The following is a 14,579-nucleotide window of genomic DNA, read 5'->3' as shown; positions in this document are numbered from 1 at the left end:
CGGCTGCAAATCGACCGCAGCGGTCCATTTTTAACCGCCTTTTTGCCCCATGGCTCGGCTATGGGGCTGCAAATTCGGCAAAAACTGTCCTCGCTGGGGCCGATTTTCGCTTTCGACGCTCCAAGTCCGACAGGCTCCTAGGGAACCTCTTCGTCACTCCCTGTGGGCTGCGCTGCTGCGCATCCTCGCGAGGGTTATGCAGAGCTTCCCTGGCTTTCCTGGCGAGCGTGCTTGTGCCGGTAGGTCCACGGGGCCTGCGGCCGTGGCTGTGACCAGAGTCCTGTGCGTTGGGCCCTTGCGCGGTCTTGCAAGACGGTGAGCCCGGGCCGGTCTACCGCGTAGGGCATGTACACCCATGCCATGCCCGCGCCGACCTGGGCTGCAGCCACATCGGTGCCGCCGCAGCGCACATGCGCTACCGTGCGTCCGTATTTGTCTTTTTCCACAGGTTGCAGCATGGCCTGCTGGCGAAAGCACAGGCGGGCCAGATGTTCTCGCGATTTCTGTCCAAATGCCTGTTGCGATTCGGGTGCATCGATGGCCGCCACGCGCAGCCGCACCTGCTGGTAGTTGGTGGCGTTGCCGCAACGGGCAGTCAGGGTGTCGCCATCATGGATGGCAACGACAAGGCAGATGAGGGTAGCCAGTGGCACGGATAAGAGCAATCTGAAGGCGTTGCAGGCACAGGCGGTCCAGCGCGTCTGGCGAAGGAATGCAACCCGTTACAAACGCACGTATGGAGCGGTCTCCAAGCTGCGCCGGGTCGTTGCACCATCTTGCGCAGTGTAGCCGTGGAGAGGTGCGCTCCAGTCCCTTCCATCACCGGCTTGTGCCCCTTCCTTGCGCGCCGCAGCGTGGTTCAGGAAAAGGCGTGCTGCTGGGGAATAGGGCGCGCGGTCAAGTCTTCAGCCCTGCCTAGGAGCCTGTCGGACTTGGAGCGTCGAAAGCGAAAATCGGCGAGAGCGAGGACAGTTTTTGCCGAATTTGCAGCCCCATAGCCGAGCTATGGGGCAAAAAGGCGGTTAAAAATGGACTTCTTCGGTCGATTTGCAGCCGACGATTTCCAAGTCCGACAGGCTCCTAGAATTGCCTCCAACGCCACCGTTGCGGCACGCGGTCATCCATGCCAGGGTTGCCGCCTGCGACGCCCCCGCTGCCCCTGCTGCCAACCGATCGAAGGACCCGATGATTCGCCGCCACTGCGTTTCGCCATCTGCCACGCTGCCGGCCACAGCCGCAAGACCAGCGGCCCCCGGCAGGTGGGTACAGAGCCAGCGCTGGGCGCTATCGTGCGGCTTGGCAGGCGCTGCCATGGTGCTTTCCGGCTGCGTTGCCACCTCTGGCCCACGCACGTTTGAGGTGCAGGAAAACTTCAATTCCGCGACGACTTTCTCGCGCCTTTTTGATGCCACGCCTGCCCAAACCTGCGAGGCATCGCGCCGTGCGTTGCTCAGCCAGGGATACATCATTGCAGCCTCGAGCGCTGACCTGGTGGAGGGCAAGAAAAACTTTCAGCCCGATGCCGAATCCCACCTGCAGATGACCGTGCGGGTGGTGTGTGTGCCCGAGGCCAACGACGGCAAGGTGAGCCTGGGCTTTGTCACCGCGCTGCAAGATACCTATGCACTGCGCAAGACCAACAACTCAGCCAGCGTGGGCGTGGGGGCCATCGGCTCGGTGTCATTGCCGTTTTCGGCCAGCAGCGATTCACTGGTGAAGGTGGCCAGCGCCACGGTGAGCAAGGATGCGTTCTACGACAGCTTCTTCGATCTTGTGAAGCGTTATCTGGTGATTGAGCAGGCGCAGGCCGACTGACCGCTGCGGCCGTGCGCGCGGGCCACTCAGCCGCCCACCGGGGCGCTGCGGCCCAGATCGCTTCATGCAGCCCTCAGGCCGCCGGTATCGTGTCCCAGGTTCCGGGCGCCAGGCCGTCCAGCGTGTAGGGGCCGATAGCCGCGCGCAACAAGCGCAGCGTTGGAAAGCCCACTGCCGCGGTCATACGCCGCACCTGGCGATTGCGGCCCTCACGGATGACTAGCTCAACCCACGCAGTGGGGATGGTCTTTCGCTCGCGGATGGGCGGGGTGCGCGGCCAGACGGCGGGCGCGGTCTCCAGCAGGCGTGCGCGGGCGGGCAGGGTGGGGCCGTCGTTCAGCACCACGCCGCGGCGCAGCGTTGCCAGCGCGGCTTCATCCGGAATGCCTTCCACCTGCACCCAGTAGGTTTTCTCCATCTTGAAGCGCGGGTCGGCAATGCGCGCCTGCTCCTTGCCATCGCTGGTCAGAAGCAGCAGGCCTTCGCTGTCCGCGTCCAGCCGGCCGGCCACGTACACACCGGGCAGGTCGATGTAGTCCTTGAGGCCCTGCCACTTGCCCTCGGGCGTGAACTGGCTGAGCACGCCATAGGGTTTGTTAAAGCGGATCAGTCGCACGGTCATGCGGGGAGCAGGATTTGAATGAAATTGGCTGATCGCGCTTATTCAAAAGGCAGGAGTAGCTATCAAAAAAATAGCTATTTATCAATGAACAGCGACGGGTCCACCATGGTGCGGTTGAGCATCACGCCCCAGTGCAGGTGCGGGCCGGTCACGCGGCCGGTGGCACCGACTTTGCAAAATGCGTCGCCCGTCTGGAGCACATCGCCCACCTGCACGTCCATGCGGCTCAGGTGGCAGTACATGCTCAGCAGGCCCTGACCATGGTCGAGCCACACCGTGCCGCCGTTGAAGAAGTAGTCGCCCACATCGATCACGCGCGCGGGCAGCGGGGCCACCACGGGCGTTCCGGTGGCGGCGGCAATGTCCATGCCGCTGTGCGGATTGCGCGGCTGCCCGTTGAACACACGGCGCAGCCCGAACGAGCTGGAGCGCCGCCCTGGCACCGGCACGCGCATCTGCAGCGATGGCAGCGCTACGCCCGCAGGCTGCTCGCTGAGGGTGGCCATCACCACGGCCTGGTGGTCGCGCTCGCGCTCGTACCGGGCCTGGTCCTCGGGCGAGAGGTCTACCGTGCGCGGCGACACCTTGAGCTGCTGCTCGGCATAGCGCTTGGGTGCAATACTGAAGGGCACCGTGCGCGCCGCTCCACCCGCTCCACCCGCTCCACCCGCTGCAGCGGGCTGCACGGTGACCTGCGCATCGCCCGGCGCGGCAGCCAGCGCAATGCCCACCACCGCTGTCCACTCGATGGCATCGCCCGTCACCAGCACCGGCACATCGGCATCGCCCTGGCGCACCTGCACCACAGGCCGCATGGCTGCCGGGCCGAGCGACAGCCGGGCCACACCGCCCGGCACCTGCAGCGCCTGCGGCCACACGCCGGGGGCGGCAGACGGCGCTGCCGCCGCAGCCCTGGCTGCCCCGGTTGTGCCGGGCAGCGCCAGCCACGCGCCCGTTGCCGCAAGCGCCGCGCGCCGCGACACGGCGGCCGGGCCACGCGCGTGCGCGGCGTTGGCGCGCGGTGCGAAGGAAGAAGCTGGTGGCGGTGCAAAGGGCAGGTTAGGCATCGTGCAGAGACTGGCAAGGGCTTGCGAGAGGGAGTGCGCGCCCTCTGCATGGTGGCCGCGGCGCTGGGGCCACAAATGTACCTTGCGACTTGCGCACGCAATGCCCCCCAGCGGCCACCGCGTGTGTCGGCCGTACGCTGCACTCTGCAAGCCCGCAGCGCATTGCGGCGCGCCGCCCGGGCGCCTGCGCCTGCCCTCCACAGTGGCGGCGTTTGCCTACATGGCGCCCCCATGCAGCCCACCACAATCGCGGCATGCCAAAACTCGGCCGCTCGCGCTGGTTCATCGTTGCCTGTCCGTTGTAGCCACCGTGGTGCTGGGGCTGGCGTCTCTCAACTTCACGGCGGGCAAAAAGAAGGTGCAATAGCAGTTGCCGCGGCTGTACGCCACATCAGACCCCCAGTTCCAGCGCGCGCTGGGCAGCCTGCTCGGCCCAGCGCTGGTCGATGGCAACGCGGTGACCGAGCTGCTCAACGGCGACCAGATCTTTCCGCCCATACTGGCGGCCATCAAGGCCGCGCAAAAGACCATCACGTTCGAGACCTACATCGACTGGTCGGGCGATATCGGCAATGCCTTTGCCGACGCGCTGAGCGAACGCGCCCGGGCCGGTGTGAAGGTGCATGTGCTGCTGGACTGGGTGGGCACCGCCAGGATGGAAGACAGCTACCTCGACGAGACGCGCGCATCGGGTGTGCAGATCGAAAAGTTCCACAAACCCCACTGGTACAACCTGGCGCGGCTGAACAACCGCACCCACCGCAAGCTGCTGGTGGTGGACGGGCAGGTGGGCTTTACCGGCGGCGTGGGCATTGCGCCCGAGTGGACGGGCAACGCGCAGGGCCCCGACCACTGGCGCGACTCGCACTACCTGGTGCGCGGCCCGGTGGTGGCGCAGATGCAGGCCACGTTTCTGGACAACTGGCTCAAGGTGACTGGCAGGGTGCTGCACGGTGACCTGTACTTTCCGCCGCTGGCGCAGACCCCGCCCGTGGGCACGCAGAAGGCGCAGATGTTCTCCAGCTCGCCATCGAGCGGCAGCGAGAGCATGCAGCTGATGTACCACCTGGCCACCACCGCGGCCGAGCGCAGCATCGACCTGTCGGCCTCGTACTTTGTGCCCGACGACCTTACGCTGAAACTGCTGATGCACGCGCTGGGCCGCGGCGTGCGGCTGCGCATCATCACGCCCGGCGAACACACCGACACCGAAACCGTCAAGGCCGCATCGCGCGGCACCTGGGGCCAGCTGCTGCAGGCGGGCGCAGAGATTTATGAATAACGCCACGCCATGTACCAGTGCAAGGTGCTGATCGCGGACAACCTGCTGGTCTCGGTGGGTTCCACCAACTTCGACAACCGCTCGTTCCGGCTGAACGACGAGGCCAACCTCAACGTGTACGACGCCGCGTTTGCCAGGCGGCAGACCCAAGTGTTCGACGCCGACATGAAGCGGTCGGAACGCCTGACGTACGAGGCCTGGTTGGACCGCCCATGGACAGAAAAGCTGGCCGAACGGCTGTCAGGGCTGCTGCGCTCGCAACTTTGAGCCGAAACGGGCATAAGTCCAGCAGGAATAATGCCCTGATGCTATCTATTATTGAGTCGGCACCTTTGAACTTGAACCAGCCGTTCGGGCTGAGCCTGTCGAAGCCTTGCGCAGAGCTTCGAACCGCATCAACCCATTCAAGTTGGTTGATGCCGACTCAATAAATAGCAAACGCCATCCGGGCATCTCAGGGCACTCGGGCTGGACCACAGCGCTGGTCAGCGCGCGGTATGGGCAAGGGCGATGCACTGCGGCGTTACAGGCCCCTGCGCCACTCGGCCAGCGCGCGGAAAAAGCCGTGGAGCCGCTTACTCCGCCTCTGGCTGCAGCTCGTACGTCACTTCCTCGCTTTCGACCATCTCCATGATCTCGTCGAGCGCCGCTTCGTCGTCGGTGCTGCTCCACATGTCTTCGGGGTCGGTGGCAAACAGGGGCTCCACGGCCATGTCCAGGAACTTGCCTTCGCCCATTCGGATCACCGGCGTGCCTTCAGAGGTTTCCTGCACTTCCCAGTCGTCGGGGACGGTCATTTGCAGCTGGATGGTGATGGTGAGTTGCTTCATGCTGTGATTCCTTGGTGCGTTTCAATCAAGTCGCGCAGGGTAACCCAGCGGCGTGACGGTGATGCGCGGGGCATGTGCGATGCCCGGGTGCCATTACGCCAAAGCTGGGCCTGCGAGTCCCGCCTCAGGCAAATGCGCGTGCGGCGGGGCACGTACGCCACCGGCGCGCGTCAGCCCGGAATGTCTGGCTCCACCAGCAGCGCCAGCAGTTGCAGCGACTCCTGCCAGCCCAGGTAGCAGGCCTCGGTGGGTATCACGGCCGGAATGCCGGTTTGCACCACCGTCAGCTCGGTGCCCACGGCCACCGCTTTCAGTGTGACGGTGTTGCGCATTTCGCCGGGCAAATTCGGGTCGTCAAAACGGTCGGTGTTGACGATGCGCTCGCCGGGCACCAGCTCTATATACGTGCCGCCAAACACGTGGGTGCCGCCCGTGCCCAGGTTGGTGAATTGCATGCGGTAGCTGCCGCCTACGCGTGCATCCATGCTGATCACGCGGCCGGTAAAACCGTGCGGCGGCAGCCACTTGGCCATGGCGTCGGGGTCGAGAAAGGCGCGGTACACGCGCTCGGGCGGGGCGCGCAGCACCCGGTGGACGGTGACGGTGCCGGGGGTGGATGCGGTGCTGGTCATGCGGTTGCCTTCCTTGGTGGACACACGCGGCTGGCGTGGCAGGTGGTGCCGATGTAATCACGGCCGGCTTGCGTGGCGCAGCCCTGCCGTGTGCCGGGTTGCCAAGATATGCGGCGCCCCGGGCTTTGCGCAACACAATGTTGTTACGGAGCCTACCGCGCGGGCAGACCAGCCCGCGCGCGCGCGTGGCCCGCCAGCGTGTCAGGCCGCCACAGCCCGCACCGCAAAGCTCTCGCTGCCCTGCGCCCAGCCCAGCAGCCGGTCGATGTTGGGGTGCTTGCCCGGGTGGGCCTGCGCATCGGCCACATGCTCTGCATACCACTCCAGGCCCAGCGTGGCGGCCTGTGGCGTGATGCGCCCGCCGTACAGCGCGGCCAGTGCGGCATACACCACCATCGAGCCCGTCTGGCCGGGCTTGTTCTCGATGGTGGCCAGCACCTGGCCATCGGCGGCCAGCAGGTGCAGGGCAGCGAGGTGGCTGGCGGATGGGAGCTGCTTGAGTCGGTCTGAAAACTGCATGGGAAACGATTTTTGAAAACAGGCTGTAGCCCTTGATTTATTTTCACCAAGTGCTACTAAAAATATAGCGTTTGGCTTTGCGCGCACGCCAAGGCGTGCGCCGCGCCCTTAAGCCTGCCACACCCCGAACCCGGCCGAGCGCAGGTCGATGCCGATCTCGATCTCGCGGTCTACCGCGTCTTCGTAGCGCATGGGGTTGAAGCCCTCGTACAGGTCGGGCAGCAGCCGCAGCCCATACTGCGTGACGAACCGGTTGGCCTGGATGCCAGCCTTGTGCTTGTCAAAGCGCACATCCGGGTCCAGCCCGGTCATGCCCACGTACACGCACGGCTTGCCGTCGATGTAGCCCGGGTTGCACTTGCGAAAGCGCGGCTCCAGCAGCACGTCTTTCGACAGCTCGACGACATAGACGTGGTGGTGCGGGCGGCGGGCCATGCGGTGGGGTGGGGGGTCGTGGGGCTCAGTGCCCCTCGTGCGGCTTCTCGCGCGTCAGGCGCTCGGCAAAGGATATGCCGATGGCCGACAGCACGAACGTGAAGTGGATGATGGCGATGTACGTCACCACCGTCACGCTCTCCATCGACAGGTCGCCGCTCAGATACGTCTTGAGCGCGTGCACGCCCGAGATCGAAATGATGGCAAACGCCAGCTTGAGCTTGAGGTTGTACGTGTTCACATGGTCCAGCCAGTCGGGCTTTTTCATGTCGCTCTTGTCAAAGTGCCCGGTGGTCACAAACAGCGACACCCCCGCCAGCGCCACCACCCACACCAGCTGGGCCACCATGGTCATGTCCACCAGCTCCAGCACCTTGATGATCAGCTCGATCTTCTCCAGGTCGCCCAGCAGCAGCGTCTTCATGAGCTTGAAGGTTTCCATCAGGAACTTGCCCAGGATGCCAAAGATGATGGCCACCAGCCCCACGTAGAAAAACAGCATGGTGAACCGCATGCGGTACAGCAGCGAGCCCATGCCCGAAAGAATCTTTTCCATGAAATCCCTTGTTGTGTTTGAAAGCTGCACCCCGCGCAGCTGGGGCGGATCATAGGCGGGCCGGGCAAAGGCCCGGTGGCGCAGGGCAATGCTGCGATGGCCCGGCTGCGCCCGTGCGCCCTTGCGCGGCTACCGCTGCACCGGGTGCCTGGCCCCATGCCGCGCTGGTGTGCCGTGCGCCCGGGCCGATGCCAGCCCCCCCGCCAGGCCCTGCACAATCCGTGCCTTGGCACCTAGGAGCCTGTCGGACTTGGAGCGTCGAAAGCGAAAATCGGCCCCAGCGAGGACAGTTTTTGCCGAATTTGCAGCCCCATAGCCGAGCTATGGGGCAAAAAGGCGGTTAAAAACGGACCGCTGCGGTCGATTTGCAGCCGACGATTTCCAAGTCCGACAGGCTCCTATGGAGCCTCTGCACGAATCAGCGCGCCGTGTGCATCTGTGGCCTCGGGCGGTCTGCTGCGTTGCAAATACTCGCAATAGCTGGGCTATTGCGTTTTGCGCCTTGCAGCCCATCCCGATCCGCAGCGCTCACTTACCGCTTGATTCGTGCAGAGGCTCCCTAAGCCTCAAGCAAATTGTCCGGCACTTTCTGATCCAGCCACCGCACACCATGACCTCTACGGCCCCCGCCCCCGTCACTGCGCCCGCATCGGCCTTTCCCCCCGCTTCGTACCCCATCGGCACGCCCGGCCAGCCCTGGGGCCCGGCCGAGCTGGCCCAGTGGCGCGCCCGCCAGGTGCGCCAGCGCAGCTACGCGCACGACGTGCTGGCCGTGGTCGATGCGCTGCGTGATCGGTTTGACGTGCGCAGCTACGGCGAAGTGGCCTACGCCGACGACCGCTACGCCCTGCAATGCATCCGCCCGCGCCAGTGGGCCGCAGGCCGCCCCACCATCCTCATTACCGGCGGCGTGCACGGCTACGAAACCAGCGGCGTGCTGGGCGCGCTGCGCTTTGTGCAGCAGCACGGCGACCGCTATGCCGACAGCGTGAACTGGCTGGTGGCCCCCTGCGTCAGCCCCTGGGGCTGGGAGCGCATCCAGCGCTGGAACCACGACGCCATGGACCCCAACCGCAGCTTCCGCCCCGGCACCACCGTGCAAGAGGCCGCCGCGCTGCTGGCACTGATCGCGCCGCTCCAAGGCCAGTTTGCCGCCCACATCGACCTGCACGAAACCACTGACACCGACGAATCCGAATACCGCCCCGCCGTGGCCGCGCGCGACGGCAAGGCGTTTGAGCCCGGCAGCATTCCGGACGGCTTCTATCTGGTGGACGACACCGACAACCCCCAACCCGCCTTCCAGCACGCCGTGCTGCAGGCCGTGGCCCAGGTCACCCACATCGCCCCGCCCGACGCCCACAACGAAATCATCGGTTCGCCCATGACCGAGCCCGGCGTCATCCGCTACCAGCTGGCCGCCTGGGGCCTGTGCGCCAGCGCTACCGGCGCGCGCTACACCACCACGACAGAGGTGTACCCCGACAGCCCCCGCGCCACGCCCGAGCAGTGCATTGCCGCGCAGGTGGCGGCGGTGTGTGCGGCGGTGGAGTTTGTGTGCGGGGCCACTACTCCAGGGTGATCGCCAGGGTGATCGCCGCGATGACTGATTGCCCATGGCGGTGCGCCGTGGGCGGGGCGGCCTTTTCAACGCTGGGCCGGCCACGGTAGCCGCGCCGCGGTGTCAGGCGCCCGGCACCACGCGCCGCAGCGCCCGTACTTTCTGCCACACCACCGCCTTGGGCATCTGCATGGCCATGGCTTGCATGCAGCGCTCCAGCCGGCCGGTGCGGTGTTGCAGCCGGTCAATCGCCTTGCCCAGGTCGCGCGCCACCGGTGGGCCGTAGGCTTCGGCTGCCTTGGCCAGCGCGGCGCGCAGTGCGGGCAGCGGCAGGCCCATCATGGCCAGGTCGATCACATCGCGGCTGAACACGCCGTCGTCGGCCTGCCGGTCTGAATTGGCCAGCAGCTTCGATGCCGCCAGGTCCAGCCGGGTCAGCGTGCTCACTCCGCACACGGTGTCGCCCGCCACGGGGGGCTCCAGCGCAATGCGCGCCTCGCGCACGATTTCCAGCTTGATCGCCTGCCCATCCATCTGCACCTGCGTGCGAATGCCGTACTGGTCGGCCCGGATCTCGCGCAGCACCACGAGCGGCGGGGCATGCGCGTGGGTGATGGGGCCCAAGCCCTCAGGGCCGGTAAGCAACTGGCGCAGCTCGCGGTAGCCCGCCGCATCCGACACCAGAAAATCAATGTCCACGGACTCGCGGTACTCGCCATAACGCAGGGCAATGCAGGTGCCGCCGCCAAACAGGCACCCGTGCTGCTGCAGCACGGCGCCGTTCAGCGCAGCCAGAACATGCGCAATGCGCTGGTGGTGCGGGCGCTCAAACTGCATCGCCGGTCCCGCCATGGGTAGCCCCGCCGGGCGCCAGTGCCAGTCGCAAGGCTGCCAGCAGTGCCTGCTCGTTGGCAGGCATGGCCTGCAGGTCCAGATGCCGCGCATTGCGTTCGTAAATGCCCAAGGCCTCGGCGGGCGTCAGCGTGTCGGTGCCGTGCACCTGCCACGCCAGCGCACGCAACTGCGGGTAGTCAGCCAGCGGTACCCGCGCCGGAATCCACCCCGTACGGTCGGCCGCTGCCGTGGCCGTGGCCTGTGCCGCCGCACCAGCCAGCCCCGACTTCAGCTCCATGCCCAGCGCCGCCATGGCGTTGCACCATGCGCCCATGGTCACCGACGGCTCGCCTTTTTCAATGCGGTGCAGCGTCACCCGCGACAGCCCCGCCGCCTCGGCTGTCTCCGTGGCACTCAGCCGCAGGGTCTTGCGCCGGGTGCGGATCTGCGCGCCCAGCGCTTGCAACTGGGCTGTGCATTGTTCGGTAGTCGTTGGGGCTGGCGCTGGCATAGTGTTTCTCATTATTTGCAAAATAGGGTGTTTGTCAAATATGAGAAACAGTTTTATATGTTGCGCGCACTCTGATTCGTATCGGGCTGCGGCATCCATTTCGGGCTTGGATTGGACCTTTCCGACAAAAAAGGCTGGCGAGTGTGGTCGTCAGCCCACCTGCAGGTCGCCGCCCAGCGCCCCCAGCAACCGCGCACTCACCTCGGCCGCATCCAGCGCGGCAAACGCCATGTTGTGCTGATCCGTCAGCGGCCCGTGGCCCGGCTCCATGCGGCCGGCAGCGTCGTAGCCCATGGCCTTGAACTTCCACACCCCGCCCACCTGCTTGAGCGCGCCCACATGCGCGCCATCGGCGGTGTGCACCGACACCACTCCGGCGTTGACGGGCAGCAGCTGCAAGGGGCCAGCCAGCGGGCCGGGTGCTACGTGGGCGAAGGTGGGAGTGAACGGGGGCGTCATGAATGGGTTGTGTTGGTGCTGGAGTTGTTTGGGACCAATTGGCCTCCAGCGCCCGATGGACAAGCGCAAGCAGCTATCAATATCGAAGTGGCAACGGTAGCGGTGAAGCCTTACGCTCAACCAAGCCGATTCTTCCAATAGCCAGGCTTGCGGTGCAGGTGCGCTATGGCGAGAACCAGAATGCCCGGGGCGTCCTCGGTGTAAATCACGCTGTAGGGGAATCGGCGCAACCGGCAGCGCCGAATCTCCGGGGTCAGCGGGTGCCAGGCCTGAGGAAACTGCTCAACAAGCCGGAACGTTTTGAGAATCTCTACCAGGAACGCATCGCCCAACCCCGGTGCCTGTTCTGCATACCAGGAAATCGCCTCGTCCAGCTCCGTTTGCGCTGGCGCCAGCAAACGGATGCTCATGTGCGCCGTGCAGCTGTTCGGTACTTTGCGATCACGTCGGACAAGGCCACCGCTTCGATCTCGCCGCGCCGGTACGCGGCAAGCCGGTCACTGGCCTCGTGGCCCCAAAGCGTGTCCAGTGCCGCGTCGGGCTGGTCCAGGCTGTCGAGGATGCGCTCGACCACTTCCATGCGCTCTGCGGGAGGCAACTGGGCAGCTTGGGCGCTGAGGGCTTCGGCGGTGATGGTCATGGCGGCTCCGGCGGCATCAGGTCAAGGCGCCACTATAGCGAGCGGGAGAGGATTCGCGCCGGCGTATGGCGTGTGGCTTTGCGCGATACACGGTGCCTTGTTGCACGCGCGACCACCGGAGAAGCGGTGTTGCGCAAAACGTCAGAACGACGACCCAGGCTCGCTCAAAAACGCCAGCTCCTCGGGCGTGGATGCACGGCCCAGCACCGCGTTGCGGTGCGGGTAACGCCCAAAGCGGTCGATGATGGCCTTATGCCGGCGCTCGAAGTCGAGGTTGTTTTCCATGCCCGGCTGCGCAAACAGCGTGAGCGCCTGCTCGTGGATCACGGCCGATTCGCTGTGCATGTACGGCATGCAGGCAAACACGCGCTGCGTCGTGGGCAGGCTGCGGTCCTGCCCGCTGGCCACCAGCTCTTGCGCCAGGGCAAGGGCCAGCGCGTCTTGGGCAAAGGCGCGGGGCGTGTCTCGGTACACGTTGCGCGAGAACTGGTCCAGCACCAGGATTTCTGCCAACCGGCCTTCTGGGGTGGCGCGCCAGGCGAACAGTTCACAGCGGGCTGCGGCCTCCAGCGTGGGGCCGAAGCGGGTGCGGATGGATTCGTCGAGGGCAGCGTCTTTGGCGAAGTGCTGCTGGGGGGTTAGCTCGGTAAACCAGAAGTGGAGGATGTCAGAGGCATGCATGGGGCCAAGGATAGCCCGCCGTGCAGCGATGGAGCCCATGCAGCGACACCTGCCGCAACCACGCCACCGATGCCGCACACACCCTGAACGCGATGGGCACGCTGCATGACGCCCCGGGGGCGTGGCTCAGTTATGCCCGGTAGGCATTCAGCGCAGCGTACGCATCGGCCCACACCGGGCTCGCGGGGCTCGCCTAACCCCCGGGCTGGCCCCACAAAAGCGCACTCCCACTCAGCAAACCCATTCCAAACAGCGTCCAGTCGTTGATGATGTGCGCGCCCGCAGAAACCCACAGGTTCTTGGTCATGATCCACGGCAGGGTCAGCACCAGCCTGGCAGTGCCGATGACGGCCAGGCACTGGACCACATTCCACCCGTAGGTCGGCAAGTGCATCAAGCCGAACAAGGCGGCAGACACCAGCCATGCGCCCACCAGGGCTGTTTTGCGGCTGGCCCCCCAGCGCTGGGTGAACAGCGCCATCAGCGCCAGAAAGGGCAGGATGGTAATCAGCTCCTCACCCAGAAGCTGCGGAGCCATGTTGGCAAAGATGATGACGCGCTCCCAAGTACCGCTGGCCTGTAGCACCGTCCCGCCAGGGTTGGGCACCGGGGTCATCATCGATGTCAGGATCAACCCCACGCCAATCGTCACCACGATGTTGAGCAGCGCAAAGCAAAACATCCACAGCACATCGCGCGCAGACACCTTGGCAAACAAACTCTGCCAATGCCCGGGTGCAACCCAGCGCAGGGCCCACAGGGGAATCACCGCCATCAGCAACGACGGTACCAGCCGCCCCATGGGTGGCCAGGGCCAGGCAATGGGCAAAGTCACCGCCAGAAACCCGGCCACCACCGCCGCCATCAGCAGCAGCCACTGCGGCGTAGACAAGCGGACGGGCTGGTTGTTGAAGAAGGGAAACTCGCGCTCCGGCCGCTCGATCCAGCCGAAACGCTCTGCCGCCACCGGTGCCTGCTCGGCTGTTCTTTGCATTGCCACTCCCTCCTGAAAGCCAGAGCGCGCGCTTTGGCGGATGAATGGTCAAATTATGGGAGATATCGGGCTGTAGTGCTGGTAGAGCAAGCACGAGAAGCTATCAAAAGCGTAGCGATTGGAGGTGGTGTTTAGAGCGAAGGCCCTGGCCCGCCCAAGAACGCCAGCTATTCGGGCGTGGATGCACGGCCCAGCACGGCGTTGCGGTGCGGATAGCGGCCAAATCAGTCCATGACGGCCTTGTGGCGGCGCTTGAAGTCGAGGTTGTTTCCCATGCCCGATGGCGCGAACAGCGCCCGTTTCGCCGCGGTTCAGCTCAAGGCCAGATCCTGCGGCCACAGAAAGTAAGGGCCAAAACGGGACTTGGCGACAAACTCCACACCCGCCTGCTCGCCCTTGGCCGTGAGCGCGTGTTTGTCCCCCTGCTGCGAGAGATAGCCCAGTTCGGTGGCCCGGTCCAGCAGTTGTGCCGTCTTCAGTCCGAACTTCTGGGCCAGCTTGGACGACGGAATCTTGTCGCCGGTGGATGTTTCGCTGTCGTTGCCAGAGGCTTCCGCAACTGGCGTTGCCGCAGGTTCGGGCTCGCTGCTGGCCACACGCTCCAGAGAAATGCGCACCTCATCGCTGATGCGAATGATGCGCTGTGCCTCTTCATAAGCATCTTTGTAGAGCTGCCCGTCGTCGCTGCGCTGAATCAGGATGCCCATCTCGTTGTTGTTCACCTGGCTGAATTCGTACAGATTCAGGCTGGTGATGATGCACATCTCTTCATTCATGTAGCACTTGGCATGCAAGTTCTTGCAGAAGCTGGTGCGGATGTAGGTCAGACCGCGCAGCCATTCAATCTCTTGCGGCTGCAACTCGCTTTTGCCGTACACGATGCGGACGTCGATTTTCAAGCGGTTTTTATCGGCCAGCAGTTCCTTCATCCGGTCGTTGAGCTTGAGGAAGGGGCTGATCAGTATCAGGCGGTCAGATGCGCCTTTGATCAGTTCTTCAAGGGGCGGTCTCAAATCTGAAGTGCAACACCGCAGGTTGATATTCAATGAATGGTAGCGGAGTTCTTCTCGGCGATAGCCTTCATGAATCGCTGAAAAGCCTGATAGGGAGAATCCCAGCCGAGCGTCTGACGAGGACGGTT

18 protein-coding genes and 2 pseudogenes are annotated in these 14,579 nt (G+C 64.9%); 3 read left to right on the top strand and 17 right to left on the bottom strand.

Translation table 11 applies throughout. The annotated features are described in order from the left end of the window. Positions 1-194: 194 nt before the first annotated feature. Positions 195-653: a thermonuclease family protein gene (locus ACK543_RS03640; RefSeq protein ID WP_409941495.1), complete on the bottom strand. Its 459-nt coding sequence runs from the start codon at positions 651-653 to the stop codon at positions 195-197. A 658-nt stretch (positions 654-1,311) separates the two neighbouring features. Between ACK543_RS03640 and ACK543_RS03635 the strand changes: the two genes are divergently transcribed. After that, positions 1,312-1,815, top strand: coding sequence for a DUF2242 domain-containing protein (locus ACK543_RS03635; protein WP_409941494.1), 504 nt, complete (start codon positions 1,312-1,314; stop codon positions 1,813-1,815). A 73-nt stretch (positions 1,816-1,888) separates the two neighbouring features. On the opposite strand, the gene ACK543_RS03630 is transcribed toward ACK543_RS03635, so the two are convergent. Beyond that, positions 1,889-2,437: a pseudouridine synthase gene (locus ACK543_RS03630; RefSeq protein WP_409941493.1), complete on the bottom strand. Its 549-nt coding sequence runs from the start codon at positions 2,435-2,437 to the stop codon at positions 1,889-1,891. A 74-nt stretch (positions 2,438-2,511) separates the two neighbouring features. Beyond that, a complete protein-coding gene (locus tag ACK543_RS03625) occupies positions 2,512-3,504 on the bottom strand; it encodes a peptidoglycan DD-metalloendopeptidase family protein (RefSeq protein WP_409941492.1) in 993 nt (330 codons plus the stop codon). 220 nt (positions 3,505-3,724) lie between these two features. On the opposite strand from ACK543_RS03625, the pseudogene ACK543_RS03620 reads away from it, so the two are divergent. After that, positions 3,725-5,053: pseudogene (locus ACK543_RS03620) on the top strand (phospholipase D-like domain-containing protein). Between the two features lie 308 nt (positions 5,054-5,361). Here ACK543_RS03620 and ACK543_RS03615 read toward each other — a convergent pair. From ACK543_RS03615 to ACK543_RS03595, 5 genes are all read right to left on the bottom strand, one after another. Further along, a complete protein-coding gene (locus tag ACK543_RS03615) occupies positions 5,362-5,616 on the bottom strand; it encodes a hypothetical protein (protein ID WP_291518747.1) in 255 nt (84 codons plus the stop codon). Positions 5,617-5,786: 170 nt separating this feature from the next. Next, positions 5,787-6,248 (bottom strand): SRPBCC family protein, encoded by a 462-nt coding sequence (locus ACK543_RS03610; RefSeq protein ID WP_409941491.1) that lies wholly within the window; start codon positions 6,246-6,248, stop codon positions 5,787-5,789. 201 nt (positions 6,249-6,449) lie between these two features. Next, positions 6,450-6,767, bottom strand: a complete 318-nt coding sequence (locus ACK543_RS03605) for a DUF2322 family protein (RefSeq protein ID WP_409941490.1) — start codon at positions 6,765-6,767, stop codon at positions 6,450-6,452. Between the two features lie 108 nt (positions 6,768-6,875). Continuing rightward, a complete protein-coding gene (locus ACK543_RS03600; RefSeq protein WP_300455533.1) occupies positions 6,876-7,202 on the bottom strand; it encodes a hypothetical protein in 327 nt (108 codons plus the stop codon). Between the two features lie 25 nt (positions 7,203-7,227). Beyond that, a complete protein-coding gene (locus tag ACK543_RS03595; RefSeq protein WP_291518751.1) occupies positions 7,228-7,758 on the bottom strand; it encodes a YqhA family protein in 531 nt (176 codons plus the stop codon). 610 nt (positions 7,759-8,368) lie between these two features. Here ACK543_RS03595 and ACK543_RS03590 point away from each other — a divergent pair. After that, on the top strand, positions 8,369-9,340 hold the full coding sequence (locus tag ACK543_RS03590; RefSeq protein WP_409941489.1) for a M14 family metallocarboxypeptidase: 972 nt from the start codon (positions 8,369-8,371) through the stop codon (positions 9,338-9,340). 102 nt (positions 9,341-9,442) lie between these two features. On the opposite strand, the gene ACK543_RS03585 is transcribed toward ACK543_RS03590, so the two are convergent. The 9 genes and pseudogenes from ACK543_RS03585 to ACK543_RS03545 all read right to left on the bottom strand — a co-directional run bounded on the left by ACK543_RS03585 (position 9,443) and on the right by ACK543_RS03545 (position 14,451). Then, entirely contained in the window at positions 9,443-10,171 is a 729-nt protein-coding gene (locus ACK543_RS03585; RefSeq protein WP_409941488.1) for a nucleotidyl transferase AbiEii/AbiGii toxin family protein, read from the bottom strand. Beyond that, positions 10,146-10,664, bottom strand: a complete 519-nt coding sequence (locus ACK543_RS03580) for a helix-turn-helix domain-containing protein (protein ID WP_291518754.1) — start codon at positions 10,662-10,664, stop codon at positions 10,146-10,148. The genes ACK543_RS03585 and ACK543_RS03580 overlap by 26 nt, the downstream gene beginning before the upstream one ends. Before the next feature lie 150 nt (positions 10,665-10,814). After that, positions 10,815-11,123, bottom strand: coding sequence for a hypothetical protein (locus ACK543_RS03575; RefSeq protein WP_409941487.1), 309 nt, complete (start codon positions 11,121-11,123; stop codon positions 10,815-10,817). Positions 11,124-11,239: 116 nt separating this feature from the next. After that, a complete protein-coding gene (locus ACK543_RS03570; RefSeq protein WP_409941486.1) occupies positions 11,240-11,533 on the bottom strand; it encodes a type II toxin-antitoxin system RelE/ParE family toxin in 294 nt (97 codons plus the stop codon). Further along, positions 11,530-11,763, bottom strand: coding sequence for an addiction module protein (locus ACK543_RS03565; RefSeq protein WP_069103207.1), 234 nt, complete (start codon positions 11,761-11,763; stop codon positions 11,530-11,532). The genes ACK543_RS03570 and ACK543_RS03565 overlap by 4 nt, the downstream gene beginning before the upstream one ends. 141 nt (positions 11,764-11,904) lie before the next feature. Next, the gene (locus ACK543_RS03560) at positions 11,905-12,444 is read right to left on the bottom strand and encodes a DUF924 family protein (protein WP_409941485.1); all 540 of its coding nucleotides are present in this window, start codon (positions 12,442-12,444) and stop codon (positions 11,905-11,907) included. A gap of 193 nt (positions 12,445-12,637) precedes the next feature. Further along, positions 12,638-13,438, bottom strand: a complete 801-nt coding sequence (locus ACK543_RS03555; RefSeq protein ID WP_409941484.1) for a type II CAAX prenyl endopeptidase Rce1 family protein — start codon at positions 13,436-13,438, stop codon at positions 12,638-12,640. A 167-nt stretch (positions 13,439-13,605) separates the two neighbouring features. Further along, positions 13,606-13,662, bottom strand: a pseudogene (locus tag ACK543_RS03550) (DUF924 family protein); the annotation flags it as partial. Between the two features lie 87 nt (positions 13,663-13,749). Then, the gene (locus ACK543_RS03545) at positions 13,750-14,451 is read right to left on the bottom strand and encodes a phospholipase D family protein (RefSeq protein ID WP_409941483.1); all 702 of its coding nucleotides are present in this window, start codon (positions 14,449-14,451) and stop codon (positions 13,750-13,752) included. Positions 14,452-14,579: the final 128 nt, after the last annotated feature.

It is taken from the genome of Acidovorax sp., from assembly GCF_046341535.1.
Classification (GTDB): domain Bacteria; phylum Pseudomonadota; class Gammaproteobacteria; order Burkholderiales; family Burkholderiaceae_C; genus Acidovorax.
Note: the sequence above shows the minus strand (reverse complement) of the source record. Positions and strands in the feature narration are given on the sequence as shown.